Consider the following 23929-nt stretch of genomic DNA (forward strand, 5'->3'; position numbering starts at 1 on the left):
CGTGAATAGCAAAGCTGCAGCGTACAAACAACAAACCGATAAAGCGCAGCTGGTTGAGCGACATGCTTCTTTAGTAAAACGTATTGCTCACCATTTAATGGCGCGGCTACCAGCCAGTGTAATTGTTGATGACCTTATCCAGGCCGGTATGATTGGCCTGCTTGAGGCAGCGAAAAACTTTGATGGCAGTAAAGGGGCCAGTTTCGAAACGTTTGCTGGCATTCGGATACGCGGTGCCATGCTGGATGAAATCCGCAAAGGCGACTGGACGCCCCGGTCGGTCCATAAGAATGGCCGGGCCATTTCTGATGCGATTTCGCAAGTAGAGCGCGAGACCGGGCGGGATGCACGGGATGTCGACATTGCTGCAAAGCTGAATGTGTCGCTGCCTGAATATCACCAGATGTTATCAGAGGTCAATGCCGGCAAACTGGTTGGCATTGAAGATTTAGGCGTGTCTGAAGACGTGATCGCGACGGATGAGTCGCGGGGCACGGATTCGCCGTTGGAAGATTTAATGCAAGGTTCATTTCAAAAAGCGCTGGCGCATGCTATTACTACATTACCAGAGCGTGAAGCGATCGTACTATCCTTGTATTATGACGAAGAATTAAACCTGCGGGAAATCGGCGAGGTTCTCGAGGTAAGTGAATCACGGGTCAGTCAAATTCACAGCCAGGCAATGTTAAAATTAAAAGCGCGCATGCGGTCCTGGCAGACTGGTGAGTAACATTAACTATACTAACAATATGACTATCCTCACTGGAGGCAATTTTGGATAAGAATATGAAAATTCTCGTGGTAGATGATTTTTCTACGATGAGACGTATTATCAAAAACTTACTCAAAGATCTCGGCTTTTCCAATATTCAGGAGGCCGATGATGGAAGTACTGCGCTGCCAATGCTGCAGCAGGGCGACTTTGACTTTGTGGTAACCGACTGGAATATGCCAGGCATGCAGGGCATTGATCTGTTGCGGGCGATTCGTGCGGACGACAGTCTGAAGCACTTACCGGTGCTGATGGTGACTGCTGAGGCGAAAAAAGAACAAATCGTAGCGGCTGCCCAGGCGGGCGTAAATGGCTATGTGGTTAAACCGTTCACTGCCGCCACTCTAAAAGAAAAATTAGAAAAGATTTTTGAACGTTTAGGTTAATCCAGTAACGTGTTTAACCACCGAGGACAACTGGATGACTGAAAATAAGAAAGTCCCCATTACGCTGGATGAAGCGAAGCAGTTGGTAACCTTTCTGGAAGAAGGTGATACTGATTCTGCTAATGCACTGCTTGACGCTGTCACCATGAAAGAGTCTGTCGAATTATTCGCTGAGGTGGGTAAGCTAACCCGTCAGTTGCATGATTCTTTAAACAATTTTCAATTGGATGAACGTATCGCCGGTTTAGCGAACGAAGATATCCCAGATGCGCAGACAAGATTAACCTACGTTATTGAAGAAACCGAAAAAGCGGCTAATACTACAATGGATGCTGTTGAACAGAGCATGTCGATTGTGGAGACCATGAAAGGGCAATTAGACAGCCTGATGCCTGAGTGGAAAAAATTAATGAACCGCGAAATCGAACTCGACGAGTTTAAATCAATGTGTCTTGACCTGGATAAACACCTTGAGTCTTCATTGGCGGATGCCGATAAGATGATGGGACTACTCACCGAAGTGCTGATGGCGCAAGGGTATCAGGATTTAACCGGTCAGGTTATCCGGCGTGTAATAGAGCTGGTTAAAGAAGTAGAAGACAGTCTGGTCCATATGCTTACAGTGTTCGGCGGCGCAGAAGCGACAAAAGCGGTCAAAACTTCGCCGCCGAAGGTCGAAAAGGCGATTGTTGCTGAAGGGCCAATTATTGATGCTGAATCGCGCGACGATGTGGTGTCTGGCCAGGATGATGTGGATGACCTTTTATCCAGCCTGGGTTTTTAGGGGAGCGGATACATGTCTTTTGATGTCGATGAAGATATTTTGCAGGATTTCCTGGTTGAAGCCGGAGAAATTCTTGAGCAACTCCAGGAGCAGTTAGTTGACCTGGAGAATAATCCAGAGGATAAGGATCTTCTCAATGCTATATTCCGGGGCTATCACACTGTAAAGGGGGGTGCCGGATTTCTGTCATTAACCGAACTGGTTGAGATATGCCATGGTGCGGAAAACGTTTTCGACGTAATGCGTAATGGTCAGCGATCTCTAACACCAGAACTAATGGATACCATTCTGCAGGCCACTGATGTTGTGGTCGAGATGTTTGAAAAGGTCAAAATGCGCGAGCCGCTGGAAGCGGCTGATGCGGCGCTGGTTGAAACACTGCATAAATTGAGTCATCCGGAAACCCCAGGTGAAAATATCTTCGGCGACACTCAGGACGAAGCGCCAGCTTCTGAACCTGAACCAGTGGCAGAAGAAGAGACTTTCGAGCTGGAAGAAGACGTCTCAGAAACCGGCAGCCCATCAGAACTGATTGAAGACATCACAGAAGATGAGTTTGAAGCTTTACTCGACGAGTTACATGGCACCGGTGGTGCGCCGGGCACGACGGCGGCTAAATCGCCATCACCGACACCAACGCCAACTGCCAGCAGCGGCGGTAATGAAGACATTACCGACGATGAGTTTGAGGCGTTGCTCGATGAGTTACACGGTAAAGGACAGTTTGGCGGTGAGGCTGCTACACCAGCGACCCCGCCTCCAGCCAGTCCGGCTCCGACTGCAGAGTCGGGAGGCGATGAAGAAATTTCCGATGACGAATTTGAGGCCTTGCTCGATCAATTACACGGTCAGGGCAAAGGCCCGGGCGTCGGAGCACCTAAAGACGAGAAACCTGCTGAAAAGCCACGGGTGAAAGTCGAAAATACCAAACCCGAACCGACTAAAGCCGAAGCGCCAGCGGCTAAACCGGCTGCTAAGGCGCCAGCGCCGACAAAAGCCGAGAGTAAACCGACAGCACCGGCTAAAGCGGCAGAACCTGCCGCTAAAAAAGAAGAGAAAAAAGCAGCGCCCGCAGCGCCACAGCCTGAAACAACGGTACGGGTGGATACCCGCCGCCTTGATCAGATCATGAATATGGTAGGCGAGCTGGTACTGGTACGTAATCGACTGTTGAGTCTGGGCATTAGCATTAACGATGAATCAATGTCTAAAGCGATTGCCAACCTTGATGTGGTGACCGGCGACCTGCAGGGTGCGGTGATGCAAACCCGCATGCAGCCAATCAAAAAAGTATTTGGTCGCTTCCCCCGGGTGGTACGGGATTTAGCGCGCAGCCTGAAGAAAGAAATTACCCTTGAACTGGAAGGTGAAGAGACCGATCTGGATAAAAACCTGGTAGAGGCGTTAGCCGATCCGCTTGTTCACCTGGTGCGAAACTCGGTAGATCACGGTATTGAAATGCCCGACGACCGTCAGGCAGCCGGCAAGCCCCGCATGGGTAAAGTTAAGCTTTCAGCGTCGCAGGAAGGGGATCACATATTACTGGTCATCGAAGATGACGGTAAAGGGATGGACCCCGATAAACTGAAAGACATTGCGATTTCCCGTGGCGTACTCGATGCTGATGCCGCAGCGCGTATGTCAGATGTTGAAGCGTTTAATCTGATCTTTGCGCCAGGGTTTTCAACCAAAACGGAAATCAGTGATATCTCAGGGCGTGGCGTTGGTATGGACGTGGTGAAAACCAAGATTAACCAACTTAATGGCACCGTGAATATTGATTCACAGCTGGGGCGTGGTACCCGTCTGGAAATCAAGGTGCCGCTGACGCTGGCGATTCTGCCTACGCTGATGATCGTGGTAGGCAAGCAAACCTTTGCGTTACCGCTGGGCGCGGTTAGCGAAATCATTAACATGGATATCAAAAAGACCAACACCGTTGATGGTCAGTTAACCATGATAGTGCGTTCTAAGGCGATACCTTTGTTTTTCCTTGGCGAGTGGCTGATCCGTGGTCCCAAAAATATTGAGCGCGATAAAGGTCACGTAGTGGTGGTGCAAATGGGTACCAAGCAGGTGGGGTTTGTGGTGGATGCCTTAATTGGTCAGGAAGAGGTGGTCATTAAACCTCTGGATGCCTTACTGCAAGGTACGCCTGGTATGGCCGGGGCAACAATTACCTCAGACGGTGGTATTGCACTGATTTTAGATATTCCGAGCCTGCTTAAGCGATACGCCCGCAAAGCGATCAAATAAAGGCGTAGAGAAGAGGATTGTTATTGAATGGCTTTTAAAGTCCTGGTTGTTGACGATTCCAGCTTTTATCGCCGTCGGGTCAAAGATATTCTGAACGAAGACCGGTCACTGCAAGTGGTTGGCGAAGCCGCCAACGGGCGCGAAGCCTTAGAAAAAGTGAAAGCACTGCGTCCGGATGTGGTCACCATGGATGTTGAGATGCCGCTGATGGACGGCATTGAAGCAGTCAAGCGTATAATGACCGAATGCCCGGTGTCGATTATCATGTTTTCCTCGCTGACCCATGAAGGAGCAACAGCCACGCTGGATGCACTGGAAGCCGGTGCGGTGGACTTTTTGCCCAAGCGTTTTGAAGACATCGCCAAAGATCGCAGTGATGCGGCAATCCTGTTAAGAACCAAAGTACGTTTGTTGGCGCGCCGGGCACCCGTTGCTTCATTGCGACCCCGGCCCACACCGCGCCCCGGTAGTTTACTAAAAAAAGCGTCGCCGGAACCGGCCAAACCCGCAAGGCCAATGCCGGCTAATGCGCCCAAATCGAACTTTGTCAGGAGCTCGACGTTACTCAGTGGTAATCAGGATACTGTTGAACCGGATGTTGTGTCGCAGGTTCAACGTAGTGGCAAGCGCTATCGTTGCCTGGCAATTGGCGCTTCAACCGGCGGCCCCGTTGCATTGCAAAAGGTGTTAACCCATCTACCTGCCCGGTTTCCTTTCCCGATATTTTTGGTTCAGCATATGCCGGGTACCTTCACTCATGCGTTTGCTGAGAGGTTGAACCAGCATTGTCAGATCCAGGTAAAAGAGGCTGAACACGGCGAGGTTGTGCAGGCGGGCTGTGCCTATCTGGCCCCGGGCGGTAAGCAAATGGAAGTCGAAAAGCGGGCAGGTCAGGCCTATATTGTTATCAAAGAGGTAAATTCCTCGGATATCGGTTATAAGCCCAGTGTAGATATTACCTTCAACAGCTTGTCACAAATATATGGTGGCGATACCCTGGCGCTCATTCTGACCGGTATGGGGGCCGATGGTCGGGAAGGGTGCCGGACACTGAAGTCACTGGGCGCGAAGGTCTGGGCGCAGGATAAAGACAGCAGTGTGGTGTATGGGATGCCACAAGCGGTAACGGTCGACAGACTTGCCGAAGTGAATATTGACATTAATGACATTGGTGAATGCATTAAAACCGAAATGTCCTGATCAATAATTACTGGCAGGCGGGAGAAAAGCGTTGAAAATTTGGACCATAGCCAATCAGAAAGGTGGCGTCGGCAAAACAACCACGACGGTCACTCTGGGCGGAATACTGGCAAAACGTGGTTTTAACGTTCTACTGGTAGATATGGATCCTCATGCCTCGCTGAGCTATTACTTTGGCATTGACTCAGAAGAGCTATCCACCTCGGTGTATGATATTTTTGCTAATCCTTCCGGCTTAAGTGACGATAAGGTACTGGATTGTTTATGTTCCAGTAAGCTCGATAGCTTGTTTATTTTGCCATCCACCATGGCCCTGGCCACCTTAGACCGGTCACTGGGCAACCAGATTGGTATGGGACTAGTGCTTAAAAAAGCACTGCAACAAATCGAGTCGCAATTCGACTACGTGTTAATAGATTGTCCGCCTGTACTGGGCGTGCTTATGGTGAATGCGCTGGCGGCATGCCAGAAAGTGATAGTGCCGGTACAAACTGAGTTTTTAGCCCTTAAAGGGCTGGATAGGATGATGCATACACTCAAAATTATGAGCAAAACCCTGTCCCGGGATTTTGATACAACCATAGTGCCGACCATGTTCGATCGGCGGATCAATGCGGCCTTAGCAGCCCAGAAACAATTGCTGTTGGACTACAAAGAACACATTTGGAAAGGTATGATACCTGTGGATACCCGATTCCGTGACGCCAGCCAGATGCAGGCACCGGCATCCATAGTGTATCCTAAAGCTCGGGGTGTCTTCGCCTACGAGAAATTACTCAACGTCCTGGATAGTGACTAATATGAGCAAAGATACACCGTTTGCTAAAGAAGAGGTGATGGAAGAATACCTCAGCAGTTTATTACGCGATGTCGAAGATCCGACAGACGTAACGGCGCGCACCGCCAAGCTGTTGGAAAAGGCAACGGTAGAACTGTCACCTCAGGCGCCGGAGAAGGCGCCTGAGCCAGTGAAAGAAGCGGTTGAAGCCAAACAGGCTATCCCGGCCGAAGATGTGATTGCCGAAGTGAAGGCGAGTGTTGAAGAGCAGTTGTCGGTGCCACCGCCGGGCGTGCCCCTAAAACCTTTGGAAGAACGGCTTGATAACGCTTTTCAGGCTTTGTTTTTTGAGGTTGCAGGCCTGACACTGGCTGTTCCGCTAATTACCCTTGGTGGTATTCATAACCTGACCAAGATTGGTCCGTTATTCGGTAAACCGGCCTGGTTTATGGGCGTAATGCTGCACCGGGAAGAAAAGTTAAACGTGGTGGACACGGCGCGATGGGTTATGCCGGAAAAATACGACCAAACTCTGGCGGATAAGCTAAACTATCAGTATCTCATCATGTTAGGTGATAGTCCGTGGGGGTTAGCCAGTGAGAAGCTGGTCAATACGGTGACCTTAAACAAAGATGATGTGAAATGGCGTCAGGCGAATGCAAAGCGTCCCTGGCTCGCCGGTATGGTAAAAGATAAAATGTGTGCATTGTTGGATGTTGATGAACTAATATCAATGCTGAATAACGGCTTGGGCAGTAAAGACCAGGTACTATAGTCAAGTGGAGCCAAGTGCATGAGTGATGACAGAAATAATAACGCAGGCAATGTCGACGATCAGGTATTGCAGTGGGTAACCTATCGGTTAGGCGATGAAACCTATGGCATCAATGTAATGCAGGTGCAGGAAGTTTTACGTTATTCTGAGATCGCCCCGGTACCTGGCGCCCCGGATTACGTGCTGGGTATTATCAACCTACGCGGTAATGTGGTAACGGTAATTGATACCCGCGCCCGGTTTGGTTTGCCACCGGAAGACGTCACCGATAATACCCGCGTGGTAATCATTGAGTCTGATGAACAGGTGGTAGGTATTCTGGTAGACAGCGTTGCCGAAGTGGTTTACCTCAAGTCTTCAGAAATCGACAGTGCGCCTAACGTTGGCACTGAGGAAAGTGCCAAATTTATCCAGGGTGTCAGTAACCGCGACGGTGAACTGCTTATTTTGGTTGATCTCAATAAACTTCTCAGCGATGAGGAGTGGGACGAGTTAAGCAGTCTGTAACCCAAACGGCCGTTTTTTCTTCACATGGACGTTAACCTGCCTTTGCTGATAGCAATAGCTGCCTTGTGTGTATCGGTGCTCTGTAGCACCGTGAATTGGATTGTCAGTCGTCGCAGCAATGCACGGCTGACCGAGGCGCTGGCGCAGCAACAGCAGCAGCTCAGTGCGCTGAAAAAGCAACTCCATATCAATGCCAGCACGCTTGAAGAGGTTCAGGCGCGTAGTCTGGTGGTTGCCAAAAATACCGAACAGACTGACGCGGCTTTGGTTGCTCTGCAGCAACAGTTCACAGCCCTGGGTGAACAGGATCCTGACAGCCGCTTGTATCAACGCGCCGCTGAAATGATCCAGTCAGGCGCGAGCGTTGAAGAAGTGATGCATAATTGTGATCTCCCCTTAGCAGAAGTTCAACTGCTAATGAATCTCCATCAGCCCAAATAATCTCTAGCAAAAACCTGCCATTGGCAAAATTTCTGTGCGGACTTATATCTAATCGATACATGCTCCTTTTAGTTTGTACCTAAGCTTGACGTTCGTAGTCTGTATTAGACGGCAAGGTGACGAGAAATCACATACACTTCGGGTAACGCCGCTTTGGATATAACTAAACGTTTAGACGTCTAGACGTAAAGATGTTGACATTAGTGCTACTTTAGCGACAATAGCTGCATAATCATATTTCCCGGAGTTGCCATGCCAATCAGGATCCCAGAAAATCTGCCCGCACAAAACGTGTTATTGGGTGAGAATATTTTCACCATGGATAGTCAGCGAGCGGCGAGTCAGGATATTCGCCCCATGGAAGTGGCAATTCTCAATTTGATGCCGAATAAAATTGAGACCGAAGTACAGTTGTTAAGGCTGCTTTCCAATACGCCGTTGCAAATCAATGTGGATTTACTCCGCATCAATGATTTAACGCCTAAACATACCCCACAATCTCACATGGATGCGTTTTATCATGACTTCAGCGACGTTGCTGATAAACGCTACGACGGCCTGATTGTAACCGGCGCACCACTGGCACTGCTCGACTATGAGGACGTGAACTATTGGGACACCATGAAAACCATTCTGGAATGGGCAAACCGGCATGTACAGTCAACATTGTATTTGTGTTGGGCCGCACATGCTGCAATGTATCACTTTCACGGCATTCAGAGAAAACTCAGGAAAGAGAAGCTATCCGGCGTGTTTCGCCATCGCGTTAATGATCCGCTCAACGAGCTGTTACGGGGCTTTGACTCTGAGTTTTATGCGCCGCATTCCCGGTATGGCTACATTGACCCTGCTCAATACAACAGCATACCTGGCCTGAGCGTAATTGCCGAATCAGAGGAAGCAGGTGCTTATGTGGTAGCCTCGGATGATAAGCGAATGGTGTTTATAACCGGTCACCCGGAATATGATCCTGAGACGCTCAACGACGAATACGTTAGAGATCTTAACGCTGACTTAGAACCAAAAGTTCCGTGTAACTATTATCCGGATGACGACCCGGGCAAGCCCCCCGTGGTAAGATGGCGCGCACATGGCAGTTTGCTATTTACTAACTGGATAAACTATTACGTTTATCAGACTACGCCGTACGATTTAAATCAGCTGGTGGAAAAAGACCAGCGCAAGAGGTAGCACGTGAGCCGATACACAGACAAACAGATATTTGATCTGGCCGCTAACCGCATTCTGATCCTGGATGGTGCCATGGGTACCATGATTCAACAGCACAAGCTGGAAGAAGAGGACTATCGCGGTGAACAATATAAAGACTGGCACTGCGACATTAAAGGCAATAATGATCTGTTGGTGATCACCCAGCCGGATATTATTTATGATATTCACTGTCAGTATCTTGAGGCCGGTGCGGATATCATCGAAACCAACACCTTTAATGCCACGACCATTTCCATGGCCGATTACGATATGCAGGCCATTTCGAGAGACATCAATGTGGCGGCTGCACAGCTGGCCCGCAAAGCCTGTGATGAATATACGGCAAAGAATCCCGAGAAACCACGCGTGGTAGCCGGTACCATCGGCCCGACCAGCCGTACAGCATCGATTTCGCCTGACGTTAATGACCCGGGTAAGCGCAATGTAACATTCGACGAACTGGTCGAGGCCTATACAGAAAGTTGTGAAGCACTGATTGAAGGCGGTGCCGACCTCATTCTGATTGAAACCATTTTTGATACACTCAATGCCAAAGCTGCCGCTTTTGCGGTTGAAAGTGTTTTTGAAAAACTCAATTTGCGTTTGCCGGTAATGATTTCCGGCACCATTACCGATGCCTCAGGGCGCACCTTATCCGGTCAGACTGCCGAAGCTTTTTATTACTCCATGCGTCATATTAAACCGGTGTCATTTGGTTTGAATTGCGCCTTAGGACCAGACTTGCTGCGTCAGTATGTTGAAGAGATCAGCAATGTCGCGGAGTGTCTGGTGTCTGCTCACCCTAATGCCGGTTTGCCCAATGAGTTTGGTGAATATGATATGGAAGGACCAGAAATGGCTGAGCACATTAAAGAATGGGCTGAGTCCGGGTTGGTGAATATTGTGGGCGGGTGCTGTGGTAGCACGCCAGATCATATTCGCGACATCGCTAATGCGGTTGCCGGTGTGCCACCCCGCAGTATCGTTAAACTTGAGCCGAAGATGCGTCTTTCCGGCTTAGAACCCTTCGTGCATTGAGGAATAGTCGTGTCAGCAGAGTTTTCCAGTTTTATTAATATCGGTGAGCGCACGAATGTCACCGGTTCTGCCAAATTCAAACGTCTGATCCTCGAGGGTGATTACGAAACGGCACTCGATGTGGCCCGCCAGCAGGTAGAGAACGGCGCGCAAATTATCGATATCAACATGGATGAAGCCATGCTGGATTCGGTGGAGGCCATGCAGACTTTCCTTAATTTGATTGCTTCGGAACCTGATATCAGTCGAGTGCCAATTATGATTGACTCTTCTAAGTGGGAAGTCATTGAGGCCGGTTTAAAGTGCGTACAAGGTAAGGCAATTGTTAACTCAATCAGCCTCAAAGAAGGTGAAGAGAACTTTATTCACCAGGCCAAACTGGTTAAGCGTTATGGCGCAGCAACGGTGGTTATGGCGTTTGATGAAAAAGGCCAGGCCGACACCAAAGAGCGTAAAATTGAAATTTGTCAGCGCAGCTATCAGGTGCTGGTAGAAAAGGTCGGTTTTGCGCCTGAAGACATTATTTTTGACCCGAATATTTTTGCGGTAGCTACCGGTATCGAAGAACATGACAATTACGCGGTAGACTTTATTGAAGCGACCCGGGTGATTCGCCAGACCTGTCCCCATGTACACGTGTCTGGTGGACTATCGAATATTTCTTTTTCATTCCGCGGCAATAATCCGGTGCGTGAAGCGATGCACTCGGTCTTTCTTTATCACGCCATTCGTGCAGGTCTGGACATGGCCATTGTTAACGCCGGCCAGTTGGAAGTCTATGATGAAATTCCAGCAGAACTTCGTGATGCCGTCGAAGACGTTATTTTAAATCGTCACAGCGGAGCTACCGACAAACTGCTGGAACTGGCACCGAAGTATCAGGGTGATGGTAAGGCTGTGGTTAAAGAAGATCTCGCCTGGCGTGACCTGCCGGTTAACAAACGGCTGGAGCACGCACTGGTAAAAGGGATCACCGATTTTATCGAGGACGATACAGAAGCCGCCCGCCAGGCAGCAGAAAAGCCACTGCACGTGATCGAAGGGCCGTTAATGGACGGGATGAACGTAGTCGGTGACCTGTTTGGGGAAGGAAAAATGTTCCTGCCACAGGTGGTGAAATCAGCCCGGGTAATGAAAAAGGCCGTGGCGTATTTGCAACCATATATTGAAGCCGAGAAGTCTGAAGATACTAAGAGCAACGGCAAGATCCTGCTGGCCACGGTAAAAGGCGATGTTCACGATATCGGCAAAAACATTGTCGGTGTAGTGCTGCAGTGTAATAACTTTGAAGTAGTGGATATGGGCGTCATGGTGCCTTGCGCGGCCATTTTGCAAAAAGCCAAAGAAGAAAACGTCGATATGATTGGCTTGTCGGGGCTTATCACGCCGTCGCTAGATGAAATGGTCCATGTAGCAAAAGAAATGGAGCGGCTGGACTTCGATCTGCCACTGCTGATTGGTGGCGCAACGACCTCTAAAGCCCACACCGCAGTGAAAATTGAGCAGAATTACCATGCCCCGGTGGCTTATGTACCCAATGCCAGCCGCGCGGTAGGTGTTTGCCAGAAACTGTTAAATAAAGCATCCCGCGATATCTATGCCAAAGAACTGGCGAAAGAATATGACATCGTACGCGATCAGCATGCGCGTAAAAAGCCGCGCTCCAAGCCAGTTACCCTGGAAGAGGCCCGTGCCAATGCACATGTGCCGGACTTTAGTGTATCGCCGGTAACGCCTAACAAACTCGGGGTTACCCCGGTTTCGGCGGATATAGCCACCTTGCGTAAGTACATCGACTGGACGCCGTTTTTCCTGACCTGGTCACTGGCCGGAAAATATCCGCGCATTTTAACCGACGAACTGGTAGGGGAGCAGGCGCAGTCGTTATTTGATGATGCCAATGAGATGCTTGATAACCTGATTGCCAACGGTGGTCTTGAAGCAAAAGGGGTTCTGGGGTTATTCTCGGCCAATCGTCAGGACGATGACGTGCTGATTTATACCGATGAATCCAGAACCGAAACCCTTGGCGTGTCCCATCACCTGCGTCAGCAAACGCAAAAGCCAAAAGGTGCTAATTATTGCTTAAGTGACTTTGTTGCGCCGGCGGGTTCGGGCATTAAAGATTACATTGGTGCCTTTGCTGTTACCGGCGGCATAGGCGAAGACGAACTAGCGGCTCAGTATGATGCACAGGGCGATGATTACAACGCCATTATGGTGAAAGCCGTGGCTGATCGACTGGCCGAAGCCTTTGCAGAATACCTGCATGAGCGCGTACGTAAAGAGTTCTGGGGTTATGCCCCGGATGAGAATCTGGATAACGACGCCCTGATCCGCGAGAAGTATCAGGGTATTCGCCCGGCTCCCGGTTATGCTGCGTGTCCTGAACACACTGAAAAACAGCTTATCTGGGATTTACTCGATGCGGAAAAACATACCGGCATGACTCTTACTGAAAGTTACGCTATGTGGCCAGGTGCGTCGGTTTCCGGCTGGTATTTCTCTCACCCAGAAGCCCGTTATTTTGCGGTCGCGAAAATTCAACCTGATCAGCTGGAGAGTTATGCCGGGCGTAAAGGCTGGGATCTGCAAACGGCCGAAAAATGGCTGTCACCTAACCTGAGCGATTAACGGTTATGTCCAAGCCCTTCAGTCAGGCCTGCGAAAACAACAAAGGACCAATTTTAGCGGTGCTTCGTGATGCGTTTGAGCAGGCCAGCAAAGTGCTTGAAATCGGCAGTGGTACAGGGCAACACGCCGTGCATTTTGCTGCCGGATTGCCTCATCTGCATTGGCAAACCAGTGATGTGCCTGTGCATCATCAGGGTATCAACGCCTGGGTAAACGAAGTGACCTTGCCAAACCTGTCGGCACCTATATCACTTCATATTGGTCAGGATAGTTTCCCTGAAAGTGGCTTCGATGCGGTTTACTCTGCTAACACAGCGCACATCATGTTTGCTCATGAAGTTCAACAAATGATGGCGGGTATTGCCAAGTTGTTACCTGATGGTGGGGTATTCTGCCAGTATGGCCCGTTTATTTATCAAAACGCCTTTTCCAGTGCCAGTAATGAAGCCTTTCATTATAGTTTGCTGGAACGAGGACTGGGCGGCTACAAATCCATCGAAGATCTATTGCTGTGGGCTGGCGAGCTCTTGCAACTTACTGATATTATTGATATGCCGGCCAACAACCTCTGCCTTATCTGGCGCAAACATAGCTAACTGGTGCTGGATATTTCGCAATGATTCCATGCGCGATTAGCGGTTAATATTCCGGCCTCGATGATGATATAATTAACACTGTGAAACGCTTGATATTAAACTAATTTTTTAAGTACAGAATAGGTCGCACCGCGTCTGATGATGTCTTCAGGGCACTTGCTGTCGTCAGCCTCGGGCTATGACGGGCAAGGGATAAAAGAAGTGAGAAGAATGTGATTGCAGTTTCTGCCAATGCCAGAGAAGTAACCTTTTCTGCCGACGAACTTATCGTAAGTAAAACCGATTTGCGCGGCAACCTGACTTACGCAAACCGGCACTTTATGCGGGTTTCCAACTTTGCTGAGAGTGAACTACTCGGTCAGCCACACAGCATCATTCGACATCCGGATATGCCCAGAGGGGTGTATCACGCAATGTGGAAAACCCTGAAATCCAAGCAAGAATTCTTTGGGTTTGTTAAAAATCTGACATCCGATGGCAATTTTTACTGGGTGTTTGCGAACGTCACTCCTGACTTTAATAAAGGCAATGTGGAAGGTTTTTTCTCTGTTCGCCGTCAGGCGCCAAGAGCCGCACTAGGGGGGATTGAGCTGGTTTACCGACAAATGCTGGAATTGGAAAAGCGCAGCCGTAAAGAAACAGCGCCAACCGATTCCTGGAACTGGTTACAGGAGCACGTCAAAAACGAAACTGGCCTGAGTTACGAAGAGTTTGTGATTGGACTGTACGAAGAGCATTGTTAAGGGAATGGCTATCATGAAAGAAAACGCTAGTAAAAACATTCCCTTCTTATCGCAGAAGTTTTTAATAAGCTGTGTGGTATTTATTGTGCTAACCGCTGTACTCGCAGTGTATAGCATCATCGCTAACGGCGTAGGATTTGTAAGTGTGAGTTCGCCGATTATCGCGGTGGTGTTTGCAATTTACGCTTATCGCTATCATCAGCACCACATGGATGCGCTGAGTGCCATTCATTTAACCCTTAAAGAAGCGAATCAGGGCAATACTCACGTGCGAGTCACTCAAACTGGTAGGCTGGGCGAAGTGAGCAAGGTGGCCTGGGAGCTTAACGACTTCCTCGACATCGTAGAAACTAATTTTAAAGAACTGTCCAACAGCTTCGAAAGGGCAGGGAAAAGGCAGTTTTACCGAAAAGGCCTGGTAAAAGGTCTGCCGGGTGAATTTGCTGAGATAATGAACAATGTTAACGGAGCCATTGAGGCGATGGAAAAAGCCGATACCTTTGCGCGGCAAAATCGTCTGCTTAGCGAAATGCACCAACTGAACACCAGTAACTTGCTGGATAACCTCAAAGACAGCCAAAGTCAGATGGTATTACTGTCTGAAAAAATGGACGATGTGGTGAATATTGCCGGAGAGAGCAAAAATGGTGCCGATCGCAGTTCTAAAACGGTTGGAGAGCTAAAGCTCTCCATTGAACAGGTTAATGAACGCATGGTGTCGGTAGAGGGAACCGCCAGTCTGTTAGCCCAGGAAAGTAGCAGAATTGCCGAAACCGTGAAGCTGATAGGCGACATTGCAGAGCAAACCAACTTACTGGCACTTAACGCCGCTATCGAGGCTGCCCGGGCCGGTGAAGTGGGTCGGGGGTTTGCTGTGGTGGCGGATGAGGTGCGCCATCTGGCGGATCGTACCCGTAAATCCACCGAAGAAATCAGTGATATTATTTTTAACCTGACCGGCAAAATAGACATCATGGTGTCACAAACGCTGGAGGTTGCGCAGAGCACCAAAGACATCGGTGATGAGGTAGCGAGTTTTTACACTAATTTTGAGTCGGTGGCGAAAGCCGCAGAGGATACGATTACACTGATAGGCCAGGCTAAAGACAGTTCATTTGCCTCATTGGTGAAACTCGATCACATCATTTACATGCAGAACGGGTATATTGCCATGGAAAATGATGCCGAAGGTAAAGAGGCTGATGCGGTAAAAGTTGATCACATGTCCTGCCGTTTAGGGAAGTGGTATTACGAGGGCATCGGTAAAGCGATATTTAGCGGGCTAACGGCTTACCGGGAGCTGGAGAGTTACCATGCAGGGGTGCACCAGAATGTGCATAAAGCCGTAGAATATGTCACCCAGGACTGGTTACGCAACGACGATGTGTTCGAAGGTATCATTCATCACATGAGTCTGGCTGAGCAAAACAGTTTACAGGTAATCAATTGCCTGACCAGACTGGTAGATGAAAAACATCGGTTGCCGGCAATCCGCTGATTGCTGTCGTTAACGTTATCAGAAAAGGCAAGCGTGTTCGCTTGCCTTTTCTTTATCCGGCTATTCAGCTTACAGTTAACTTACAACTGATATCGTTGCTTTATTAACTACATCTGACCTCATGGAGCGGAATATGACAATAACAAGGTTTGGTCGCAGCGCCTTGGTAATTACTATGGCAGTTGCACTGGTTAATTGTACTTCAGGTCCCAGCGAACAAGAGCTTGCCGCTGAGCGACAGGCCAGCAAGGAAGCCGAAAAAGCACAATACATGAAAGTACAGCGCGAGCACCAACTGGCAGCCGAAATGGTCAGGTCGCTCGCGGTAGAGAACAGCCTGATGGCACCAATGCCTGCGCCTGTCCAGCCAAAACATCAGGATGACTTTGAGCCGTTTGATGCCAACCCGGTAAAGCGGGTTACCGATGAACCGGTTTCTACGTTTTCAGCCGATGTGGATACCACCTCCTACAGCTTTGTGCGTAAACAATTAAACCGTGGCTATCTCCCTGCGAAAGACGCCGTGCGGCTGGAGGAAATGGTCAATTATTTTGATTTTCACTATCCGTTACCTACCAGTGCGAACCGGCCATTTTTACCCACCGTGGTGGTCCATGATTCGCCCTGGGCCGAGCATCGCAAACTGGTGCATATTGGTATCCAGGGATATGAACTGGAGGAAACCGAACAGCCTGATAGCAACCTGGTATTTTTGCTGGATGTATCGGGTTCGATGAACGCGCCCGATAAACTCCCGCTGGTGAAGCAATCCATCAAGTTGTTGCTGAAAACGCTCAAACCGACCGATACCATTGCCATTGTGGTGTATGCAGGCGCTGCTGGGACCGTGCTCGAACCGACAAAAGTGGAGCAGGCCGCAAAAATCATCGCAGCGCTGGATAAGCTCAAAGCCGGTGGCTCCACCGCTGGCGGCGAAGGCCTGCAACTGGCGTATCAACTGGCCGAGTCGAATTTTGATGAGCAGGCGGTTAACCGCATTATGCTGGCTACAGACGGTGATTTTAACGTTGGTCTGTCAGACCCAGAACAGCTAACAGACTTTGTTGAGCGTAAACGCCAGAGCGGCATTTATTTATCGGTTATTGGTTTTGGTCAAGGCAATTATAAAGACGCGCTGATGCAGTCACTGGCGCAAAACGGCAATGGGGTAGCCGCTTACATCGATACGCTGGGAGAGGCGCAGAAACTGTTTGTGGAAGAAGCTACGTCATCACTGTTTCCCATTGCCAAGGACCTCAAAATCCAGGTTGAATTTAATCCTGCGGTGGTTAACGAATACCGGTTACTGGGCTACGAAACCCGAGCCCTGAAAGAAGAAGACTTTAATAACGATAAAGTGGATGCGGGTGATATTGGCTCTGGTCATGCTGTAACGGCAATCTATGAGATTACCCTTAACGGCCAGCCGGGGAGTTACCTTGATGAATCCCGTTATACCAATGACGACAGTAGCGCCGCGAGTGATACATCGGCAGAATTGGGGTATTTAAAAATTCGATATAAATTGCCGAAAGAGGAGAGTTCGCAGTTATTGGAGCAACCGATAATGAGATCCGCTAAAGCTGCGCCTGAGGTAATGCAGGAGGTTAACTTTGCCACTTCGGTGGCTGGCTTTGCCCAGTTAATGAAAGACGGCAAGTATACCGGCCATTGGACATTGGATGATGCGTTTAACCTGGCGTTGGCAAACAAAGGCGAGGATTATTATGGTTACCGTGGGGAGTTTACCCAACTGATCCGTCAGGCAAAAGTGGCCGAAGAAGCTGAGTTCTAGCTCGTATCAAAGCCGCCTGCTAACTGCTTGTCTTCCTCAGGAGGCCATGGTTTACAGGCACTAAGGTCTGTTTAGCGAAACTGACTTGATTAATCGAAGCGAGAGCAAAACATAAGGCTAACTTTATTTAGTACCTTGCCTGCTGGCGAATAAATCAAACTTGTTTTCCTAATGTAAATACCATACGGTTTAAGTGCATCGAAAATAAGCGAAATTCTTTATATCAGAGATGCGCTATATTCTGTTGGGAACAAAGTCGACAATTGTATAGATTTATCACATTGTATGGAATTTGCCCGCTATTTAACAAACGGGCAAATAGCTATTAATTAAGATTAAACCTAGAAGTGGCATCAAGTAGATCATCAGATAACTGATGTAAACTACGGGCTACTTCTCGAATAGCATTTAGCGCTTCTTTGGTCTCTCCAAACGACAGATGCATTTCAATAATGTTCTCGACCACTGAAACCGCAACCATACTTTGCTCTTCTGTTGCCGTGGCTATTTGCGTGTTCAAACTGTTGATAACTTCAATTTGCTCGGCTATTTGCTTAACCGAGTCACCCGTTTCGTTGGCAAAGCTCTGATTCTGTTCGGCTTTGGTTCGAGCCAGCTCCATTGAACTTACGGATTCGCCAGCCGCTTCTGTCAGAATCTGGAGGAGTTCTCGAATTTCAACAGTCGACTTTGATGTTCTTGAGGCCAGCTCGCGAACTTCATCGGCCACAACTGCGAACCCCCGGCCTTGCTCACCGGCGCGCGCGGCTTCAATAGCAGCATTGAGTGCCAACAGGTTGGTTTGTTCTGCAATTGACGTGATCACATCCAGAATCTTATTTACGTTTTGTGTGTCTCTGGCCAGTTTGTTGATTTTGTCTGAAGTATGGTCAATCTCTGCTCTGAGTTCGCTTGATGTTGCTAATGAACTTTTTAATATTCTAAGACTTTGCTGAGCTTCCTGTTCTGCTTTGCTGGCTGCTGCTGCAGCATCACTAGCGGAATTAGAAATATCACCGACACTGGTTTTCATTTCTTCCATTGATTGTTGAACAGTTTCTGCATCCTGAGATTGCTTGCCAATGGCTCTTTCCGATTCGTCCATCCGCTGTACCAGGCGAGTAGAGTTATCGAGTAATGGCTGTACAACGTTCACTACATTTTGCACTGATGTACGCAAAGTATCCGCAAAGTTATTAAAGTTACGCGAAAGTGTGCCAATCTCATCCTGGCTAAGCACTTTAAGGCGAGAATTCAGGTTCCCCTCACCACGTGCCAAAATATCCAGTGTATCAGCCGCCGCTTGCGCTGAAGATTTTATTTCTTTACTGATCACAAAACTAAGAGAAGCAATAATGCCCAGTAGTACGATGGCGATGATAATGCTGTTGTATAATGCGTCTTCTGATCTGGACTGGGTGGATTCAGCAAGGTTAGAAAATCGGGTGTCCGAGGTTTTTTTGTATTGATCCAACGCTTTAAGAATCTGTTCATAGTAATCGGCTTTTTGTTTTATTTGTCCCTGGACTTTTGCCATGTCGATGGAATTATTGAGAAAACCTACAGCGATATTTTTGGATATATCGTGATAGCGTTCAAGCAAGTGCTGTAAACTGGAGATATCTGCTTGCTTATCAAGCTGCTGAATTTTTGCAAAGTTTTCTTTTAATTCACCAAATTGGTTATCTGCCTGGGTGATGAGATCTTCATCTGCAAAAGACACTGCTTGTGTATATAGTTCGTCTACCCGTTTAACTAAGAACGAATTGGCGGTGGAATATTGTACGATGAGATAAAGTTTGTCTTTTAACTCATTCAGGTTACGGTTGTTTTCAGTGATGGTCATTGCGTAGATCACTGAGATAATAATAAAGGCCAAAACTGCGATGACCGTTATAATATTGATTTTAATAAAAACACTTAAATCTTTTAACGCTTGCATGGTGATAGCCTGTGTTGCAGTTAAATAAGCAAGGCACTTCGTTCAAGAAGTGCCTTATATTGATAGTTAGTGCATCGTATCTACTTAGAAAGTTGCGATAACTTTTACGCTACCATCTACCTTTGCTGCATCGACATAGCCGATTACATTTGGATTTGAGGCTACAAGCTTGATAACTTCTGCATCATCGGGCACTTCTTTGGGCGCAGTACCTTTTCCAGTGAATACCAGTTTTGACCAGTATGATTTAAGCTGGCTTGACGTTTTGTTCAGAACCTTTTCATTGAACTCGTCACTCGCACTGGTACCTTCAGCCTGATTGACTGGAAGTGCCTGAGAACCGTCAGGGAAAGACTTCGATTTCCCCAAAAAGATTCGAGTGATTTCCTGATTATCAATGGTACTGCTATTGGCTGGATTAACAACAATCGCTACGTCGGCCAGGGCACAGTGAGATAAAGTTAGTAATGCCAGTGAACTTATTAATTTTTTCATTTTCAACACCCCTTAGAAAACCAAATCAATACCGACAGAAAAGATATCTACATCCATATCGTAGTTAGCAACTGAACGAGTGGTGTAGTCTGCTTTAAGTGCAGCAGCTGGATGGAAGTCATAGCGAATGGTTGCTGAATAAGTATCAACTTCATACAGGTTTGAATTGTAAAGATATGCGACTGCTGCGCGTAACGAACCAGAATTCTCGTCGCTTGGGTCGAGGTATAAGTCGGCTGGCGTTGCAGTTAAGTCGCCTTGATCTCGGATTTCAGTATCGTATTTTTCGTAAGTCAGGCTGAAAGTGAGCTGATCTAAACGGTAACCAGCTGAAACGTAATACTGTGTTTGTTCTGGTAAACGGGAGTCGTCGATGGTGTACACAGTGTACTCTGCATCCAACAAGAAGTTGTTCCAGTCGATGCCCAAACCAAATTCCAGGAATGTAGTATTGTCTTCTTCGATGAGCAGTTCATCGGCGATATCAGATAAACCTTGAGACTCAAGAGAATCTACAACAGTGGCAAGGTACGTGCTGCTGGATTCAGAGGTAATATCGGTAACAAAGTAGCCAACGCGAGCAGTCAACCAGTCTTTAGTTAATTCCCAGTTTGCACCCATCAAATCCTGAAGTTCTACGTTTGTGCTATCGCTGTTGCCGTAAATAACTTGCACTGCGCTATCCCAATCACCAATTGCAGAACGGTATACTGCACTTACGCCTTCAAAAGTTTCGCCTGTTGGGCCGTAAACTGATTGTGGTGTACGGATCCAGCGATAAGCATAACCAACGTGCATGAAGTCTGAATAACGATAGTACGGTGTGCCCAGACGACCAGCGCTTACCGTTAATTCGTCAGTCAACGCATAGCTTAAGTATGCCCATTGAAACTCTACGTCAAAATCATTTTCGCCTTTTGCCATGAGTTGCGCAGTGGCAGTAAGGCCATCACCTAAATCGGCATTTGCCTGCAAGGCAAAGCGACTTTCATTTTTAAACGTTAAGTCTTCTTCGTAGCCAAAATCAATGGAGCTTGAATCACTGGACTGGCCAGCAATAATAGAGGCAAAACCATTGAAGTTAATATCAGCGTGCGCTGTTGAAACCAAAAGAGTGCTAGCAACCAGGCTTGCTAAACGAGCTTTTTTTATCATTACATCTACTACCCTTTAAAAGAGATGATTAGAACCCCAGCCATAGAGGCTGATGACGATTTACGTTTTACTTATATTTTTTGTTGTTACCTGAAGCTACCTGGGCAAATCCTCGGGAGTATTTACGGCAAGTAGTGTTCTGTATCCCCCGGCTTTCACAGCAAATGCAAAAGCGCTTTAAGAACGATTCAAGTAATTAGGTTTGCTGTTAACTTTGTATTTGCCTGTGGGGCTGGATAAGGAGAGACGTTGGATAACGATAATCTTAAGTTATCTTGCGACGTAAGAACGTAGCGTCTTCGAAACTCCATTTCGTAAACAAAAGTATGCCAAAGCAAAGCTTTTGTTTAATGCTGCCCTGCAGAGATTAATAATAAATTAACATTGGTGGTGAGTATGCATTCAAAAGTTATAATGTGTCAATAATATAACTATATATCATTATGCGTTTATTAATACTGAAGTATATATTTCAATACCTTTTTGGGGCGGGCCATGATTTCTGTTAAATTGATTATTTTGTAATAAAATCAAATTATTATGGTTGTTTTTAATAATGATCGGCTGGATAAGCTATAGGAACGATATTGCGTTATGAGATTGTTACTAATATTTGCACTACTTTTTTAAATGCTGTAATCGGTGGGGTTCCTCCTTGCACAAGAGCGCGTTACTACATCGATAGCATGTTACCGGTGCAGTGATATTTCTAACTTAGAAAAGCAGGTAGTTACAGACAAATAAGCAGTAATAACATGTTCCAACTGTCAAAGTTCCGGTGGCTTTATGTATGCAGTCGCAGAAAATCGTAATTTTTCTGCAACAAGCGTTCGAAGTTGTGTGATTTCAATCTTGGCAACTAGATGATAGTTAACAGGCTTAGTATCAAGTCTGAAGTGCAACATTGATTATTGATATTCATTCTTTAATTCCCATGGCGTTTTAAAGTCGTAGCGCTTACGGGGACGGCTGTTTAGCCGACTCTGGATTGCTCTACACGTGGGCTCCCGTCACTTCGTTCCGTATTATAGCCCACGTGTTATTGCCCCAAGGAGTGGTTCGTTAACGCCTTCGCCTACAATTTCGCCATACTCGTCAACAACAACGCTGGAGAAAGGCAGTCCGCCGTTACTTACCTGCATGCAGGTAAGTGTCATAGTGTGATGGGCGAGCTGTGTAGTTTTGCTCTCAGTTAGCATCGTTCAGTCTTCATTTTATCGGCCAGCAGTGAGGCTATGCGGTTAGCCTTTGTTCTGGCCCGTTTTAATGACTGCAGATGTCTGTCATCGGCAAATTCCTGATATTCCGAAGCAATCTCATAAATTTCTGAAACTCCCAGATATTTGCTTAGTGTCCGCAGGTGCGGAATTAAGTGACCCGATTGTTCGTTTATTCCTCCTTTTTCAAAGCCAAATTCGCCACTAGAGGTAATGATCACTAACGTCTTTCCAGTTAGTAGCGGCGCCAGTGGTTGATCGCCCCGGGCTAAATCAAAGTCGAAAGTTTTATTAATACGCACGATTTGGTCAAACCAGGCCTTTAACTGGGCTGGCATACCGTAGTTGTACATAGGCGAAGAAATGACGATGATATCGGCCTTTACGACCTCATCGATTAGCTCATCCGACTGGGCTAATAGTTGCTGTTGGTGTGTGGTTCTTTTATCCGGCGGGGTAAACACCGCACCAATCCAATCCTGGGTAATAAACTGAGGTGGATTGACCCCAACATCACGATAGGTATATTCATCTATTTCGGCCATTTTCTGAAACGTGTTAATAAACTGGCTGGCCATCTTTTTAGAAATGGAATCGTGCTCGGGATTGCTATTTGTAATGGCTCTGACACTAGAATCTACGTGTAAAATTACATTCATGATAACTACCTTTGTGGGTTAATTGTTGCGGTCATTGTTATGCGTTACCCATCCACTGACAAACGAGTAAAAGGCATTTACAGATGAGTAATATTCATCTAGTTTAATTTTATCTATCAGCAGGAGCACAACATGCAAGTCTCTCTGCCTGCGTTAAAGGCATTCGAATCTGCAGCCAGGCTAGGCAGTTTTAAGGCTGCCGCTGCTGAGTTATCTATTTCGCCTACCGCGGTGTCCCACCACATTAGTAATCTTGAGCAGCGTTTAAATGTGAGCTTATTCCAGCGGCAGACAAGAAAAGTCACTCTTACAGCGGCCGGGAAAGAGTTAGCTGTCGCTACCAATCAGGGGTTTCAAACGATTGACGCCGCGCTTAATAACATTTCGCAAAAGGATAAACACATCAATGTGGCGACCACTTCATCCTTTGCCGCCCTGGTGCTGCTACCAGCTTTGCAGAGCTATTATCATCAACACCCGCGCAGTAAAGTGAACATAATCAGTGGTGAAGACATTGGTACCGACCACTTCAGCCTGCCTATACGGCTTGGTGCCGTGGCAGAGCAGGCAGATGGCGATGTGCTCATTCGGGAACGGTTTAACCTGTTTGGCAATGCATTGCTCACCACTCAGCCGGGTCAGACTGCGCCAATAACAATTTATACAACCCGGTGGAAAAACAGCACATTACCTGAGGTACCACTGCAAGTCTGGTTAAACCATAACGGTTTATTGCGCACGCAGTTTGAAGTACGCTATTTCGATCAGGAATTATTCGGTATTCAACAGGCTTTGCTGGAAAACGCCTGCGTATTTTGCTCAACAACCCTGACCCGGGACTACGTGAAAGCAGGATTACTCATGGAATTGGGGTATAAGCCAAGCGACTCTGCTCTCTGCTATTACATCGCTAACAAAAGCAGGTTGATTACCCGACACAACGTTTTGTTTATTGAATGGCTGGAGAAGCTACTTAAGCAGCACTGACATGCAACTTTTACTACAGCGTTTTTCAAGTATGGGCGGCAAGCTTTGAATGTCTTCCC

The 23929-nt window shown here is 47.5% G+C and carries 22 protein-coding genes; 17 read left to right on the forward strand and 5 right to left on the reverse strand.

Translation table 11 applies throughout. The features are described from left to right. Position 1: 1 nt before the first annotated feature. From AC2T0J_RS15190 to AC2T0J_RS15265, 16 genes are all read left to right on the forward strand, one after another. A complete protein-coding gene (locus AC2T0J_RS15190; RefSeq protein ID WP_123326531.1) occupies positions 2 to 730 on the forward strand; it encodes an RNA polymerase sigma factor FliA in 729 nt (242 codons plus the stop codon). 44 nt (positions 731 to 774) lie between these two features. Continuing rightward, on the forward strand, positions 775 to 1158 hold the full coding sequence (cheY, locus tag AC2T0J_RS15195) for a chemotaxis response regulator CheY (protein WP_105933536.1): 384 nt from the start codon (positions 775 to 777) through the stop codon (positions 1156 to 1158). Between the two features lie 34 nt (positions 1159 to 1192). Further along, positions 1193 to 1942, forward strand: a complete 750-nt coding sequence (locus AC2T0J_RS15200; RefSeq protein ID WP_489806627.1) for a protein phosphatase CheZ — start codon at positions 1193 to 1195, stop codon at positions 1940 to 1942. Positions 1943 to 1954: 12 nt separating this feature from the next. Beyond that, entirely contained in the window at positions 1955 to 4198 is a 2244-nt protein-coding gene (locus AC2T0J_RS15205; protein ID WP_489806628.1) for a chemotaxis protein CheA, read from the forward strand. Between the two features lie 27 nt (positions 4199 to 4225). Further along, positions 4226 to 5398, forward strand: coding sequence for a protein-glutamate methylesterase/protein-glutamine glutaminase (locus AC2T0J_RS15210; protein ID WP_489806629.1), 1173 nt, complete (start codon positions 4226 to 4228; stop codon positions 5396 to 5398). A gap of 31 nt (positions 5399 to 5429) precedes the next feature. Beyond that, positions 5430 to 6197, forward strand: coding sequence for a ParA family protein (locus AC2T0J_RS15215; RefSeq protein WP_489806630.1), 768 nt, complete (start codon positions 5430 to 5432; stop codon positions 6195 to 6197). Between the two features lies 1 nt (position 6198). After that, positions 6199 to 6951: a chemotaxis protein CheW gene (locus tag AC2T0J_RS15220; protein WP_489806631.1), complete on the forward strand. Its 753-nt coding sequence runs from the start codon at positions 6199 to 6201 to the stop codon at positions 6949 to 6951. Positions 6952 to 6969: 18 nt separating this feature from the next. Continuing rightward, positions 6970 to 7458, forward strand: coding sequence for a chemotaxis protein CheW (locus tag AC2T0J_RS15225; protein ID WP_489806632.1), 489 nt, complete (start codon positions 6970 to 6972; stop codon positions 7456 to 7458). Positions 7459 to 7548: 90 nt separating this feature from the next. Beyond that, positions 7549 to 7899 (forward strand): DUF2802 domain-containing protein, encoded by a 351-nt coding sequence (locus AC2T0J_RS15230; RefSeq protein ID WP_489806633.1) that lies wholly within the window; start codon positions 7549 to 7551, stop codon positions 7897 to 7899. Positions 7900 to 8151: 252 nt separating this feature from the next. Beyond that, positions 8152 to 9090 (forward strand): homoserine O-succinyltransferase MetA, encoded by a 939-nt coding sequence (metA, locus tag AC2T0J_RS15235; protein WP_489806634.1) that lies wholly within the window; start codon positions 8152 to 8154, stop codon positions 9088 to 9090. A gap of 3 nt (positions 9091 to 9093) precedes the next feature. Next, positions 9094 to 10149, forward strand: coding sequence for a homocysteine S-methyltransferase family protein (locus AC2T0J_RS15240; RefSeq protein WP_489806635.1), 1056 nt, complete (start codon positions 9094 to 9096; stop codon positions 10147 to 10149). Between the two features lie 9 nt (positions 10150 to 10158). Next, positions 10159 to 12783: a methionine synthase gene (gene metH / locus AC2T0J_RS15245; protein ID WP_489806636.1), complete on the forward strand. Its 2625-nt coding sequence runs from the start codon at positions 10159 to 10161 to the stop codon at positions 12781 to 12783. Between the two features lie 5 nt (positions 12784 to 12788). Continuing rightward, positions 12789 to 13379 (forward strand): DUF938 domain-containing protein, encoded by a 591-nt coding sequence (locus AC2T0J_RS15250; RefSeq protein WP_489806637.1) that lies wholly within the window; start codon positions 12789 to 12791, stop codon positions 13377 to 13379. A 212-nt stretch (positions 13380 to 13591) separates the two neighbouring features. Beyond that, positions 13592 to 14122, forward strand: a complete 531-nt coding sequence (locus tag AC2T0J_RS15255; protein WP_489806638.1) for a PAS domain-containing protein — start codon at positions 13592 to 13594, stop codon at positions 14120 to 14122. Positions 14123 to 14135: 13 nt separating this feature from the next. After that, positions 14136 to 15620: a methyl-accepting chemotaxis protein gene (locus AC2T0J_RS15260; RefSeq protein WP_489806639.1), complete on the forward strand. Its 1485-nt coding sequence runs from the start codon at positions 14136 to 14138 to the stop codon at positions 15618 to 15620. A 133-nt stretch (positions 15621 to 15753) separates the two neighbouring features. Continuing rightward, positions 15754 to 17415 (forward strand): vWA domain-containing protein, encoded by a 1662-nt coding sequence (locus AC2T0J_RS15265; protein WP_489806640.1) that lies wholly within the window; start codon positions 15754 to 15756, stop codon positions 17413 to 17415. Between the two features lie 325 nt (positions 17416 to 17740). Here the strand turns inward: AC2T0J_RS15265 and AC2T0J_RS15270 are convergent, their stop codons facing one another. The 5 genes from AC2T0J_RS15270 to AC2T0J_RS15290 form a co-directional block, all read right to left on the reverse strand. Beyond that, positions 17741 to 19357 carry a methyl-accepting chemotaxis protein gene (locus tag AC2T0J_RS15270; RefSeq protein WP_489806641.1) on the reverse strand — a complete coding sequence of 539 codons (1617 nt, stop codon included), beginning with the start codon at positions 19355 to 19357 and terminating at the stop codon, positions 17741 to 17743. Positions 19358 to 19441: 84 nt separating this feature from the next. Continuing rightward, complete coding sequence (locus AC2T0J_RS15275) at positions 19442 to 19852, reverse strand: type 2 periplasmic-binding domain-containing protein (protein ID WP_489806642.1); 411 nt, start codon at positions 19850 to 19852, stop codon at positions 19442 to 19444. 12 nt (positions 19853 to 19864) lie between these two features. After that, the gene (locus tag AC2T0J_RS15280; RefSeq protein WP_489806643.1) at positions 19865 to 21007 is read right to left on the reverse strand and encodes a porin; all 1143 of its coding nucleotides are present in this window, start codon (positions 21005 to 21007) and stop codon (positions 19865 to 19867) included. A 1025-nt stretch (positions 21008 to 22032) separates the two neighbouring features. After that, the gene (locus AC2T0J_RS15285; RefSeq protein ID WP_489806644.1) at positions 22033 to 22206 is read right to left on the reverse strand and encodes a hypothetical protein; all 174 of its coding nucleotides are present in this window, start codon (positions 22204 to 22206) and stop codon (positions 22033 to 22035) included. Beyond that, a complete protein-coding gene (locus AC2T0J_RS15290; RefSeq protein WP_489806645.1) occupies positions 22200 to 22883 on the reverse strand; it encodes an FMN-dependent NADH-azoreductase in 684 nt (227 codons plus the stop codon). The genes AC2T0J_RS15285 and AC2T0J_RS15290 overlap by 7 nt, the downstream gene beginning before the upstream one ends. A 132-nt stretch (positions 22884 to 23015) precedes the next feature. Between AC2T0J_RS15290 and AC2T0J_RS15295 the strand changes: the two genes are divergently transcribed. Continuing rightward, a complete protein-coding gene (locus AC2T0J_RS15295) occupies positions 23016 to 23870 on the forward strand; it encodes a LysR family transcriptional regulator (RefSeq protein WP_489806646.1) in 855 nt (284 codons plus the stop codon). Positions 23871 to 23929 lie beyond the last annotated feature (59 nt).

Source organism: Alteromonas sp. ISO5 (genome assembly GCF_058105165.1).

What these genes read in the sequence shown, in the direction of transcription:
- AC2T0J_RS15210 (WP_489806629.1), top strand. Translation starts at nt 4,226, where the DNA reads ATGGCTTTTAAAGTCCTGGTTGTTGACGATTCCAGCTTTTATCGCCGT.
- AC2T0J_RS15250 (WP_489806637.1), top strand. Translation starts at nt 12,789, where the DNA reads ATGTCCAAGCCCTTCAGTCAGGCCTGCGAAAACAACAAAGGACCAATT.
- AC2T0J_RS15265 (WP_489806640.1), top strand. Translation starts at nt 15,754, where the DNA reads ATGACAATAACAAGGTTTGGTCGCAGCGCCTTGGTAATTACTATGGCA.
- AC2T0J_RS15290 (WP_489806645.1), bottom strand. Translation starts at nt 22,883, where the DNA reads ATGAATGTAATTTTACACGTAGATTCTAGTGTCAGAGCCATTACAAAT.
- AC2T0J_RS15285 (WP_489806644.1), bottom strand. Translation starts at nt 22,206, where the DNA reads ATGCTAACTGAGAGCAAAACTACACAGCTCGCCCATCACACTATGACA.
- AC2T0J_RS15280 (WP_489806643.1), bottom strand. Translation starts at nt 21,007, where the DNA reads ATGATAAAAAAAGCTCGTTTAGCAAGCCTGGTTGCTAGCACTCTTTTG.
- AC2T0J_RS15225 (WP_489806632.1), top strand. Translation starts at nt 6,970, where the DNA reads ATGAGTGATGACAGAAATAATAACGCAGGCAATGTCGACGATCAGGTA.
- AC2T0J_RS15200 (WP_489806627.1), top strand. Translation starts at nt 1,193, where the DNA reads ATGACTGAAAATAAGAAAGTCCCCATTACGCTGGATGAAGCGAAGCAG.
- AC2T0J_RS15260 (WP_489806639.1), top strand. Translation starts at nt 14,136, where the DNA reads ATGAAAGAAAACGCTAGTAAAAACATTCCCTTCTTATCGCAGAAGTTT.
- AC2T0J_RS15275 (WP_489806642.1), bottom strand. Translation starts at nt 19,852, where the DNA reads ATGAAAAAATTAATAAGTTCACTGGCATTACTAACTTTATCTCACTGT.
- AC2T0J_RS15270 (WP_489806641.1), bottom strand. Translation starts at nt 19,357, where the DNA reads ATGCAAGCGTTAAAAGATTTAAGTGTTTTTATTAAAATCAATATTATA.
- metA (WP_489806634.1), top strand. Translation starts at nt 8,152, where the DNA reads ATGCCAATCAGGATCCCAGAAAATCTGCCCGCACAAAACGTGTTATTG.
- AC2T0J_RS15205 (WP_489806628.1), top strand. Translation starts at nt 1,955, where the DNA reads ATGTCTTTTGATGTCGATGAAGATATTTTGCAGGATTTCCTGGTTGAA.
- AC2T0J_RS15295 (WP_489806646.1), top strand. Translation starts at nt 23,016, where the DNA reads ATGCAAGTCTCTCTGCCTGCGTTAAAGGCATTCGAATCTGCAGCCAGG.
- AC2T0J_RS15220 (WP_489806631.1), top strand. Translation starts at nt 6,199, where the DNA reads ATGAGCAAAGATACACCGTTTGCTAAAGAAGAGGTGATGGAAGAATAC.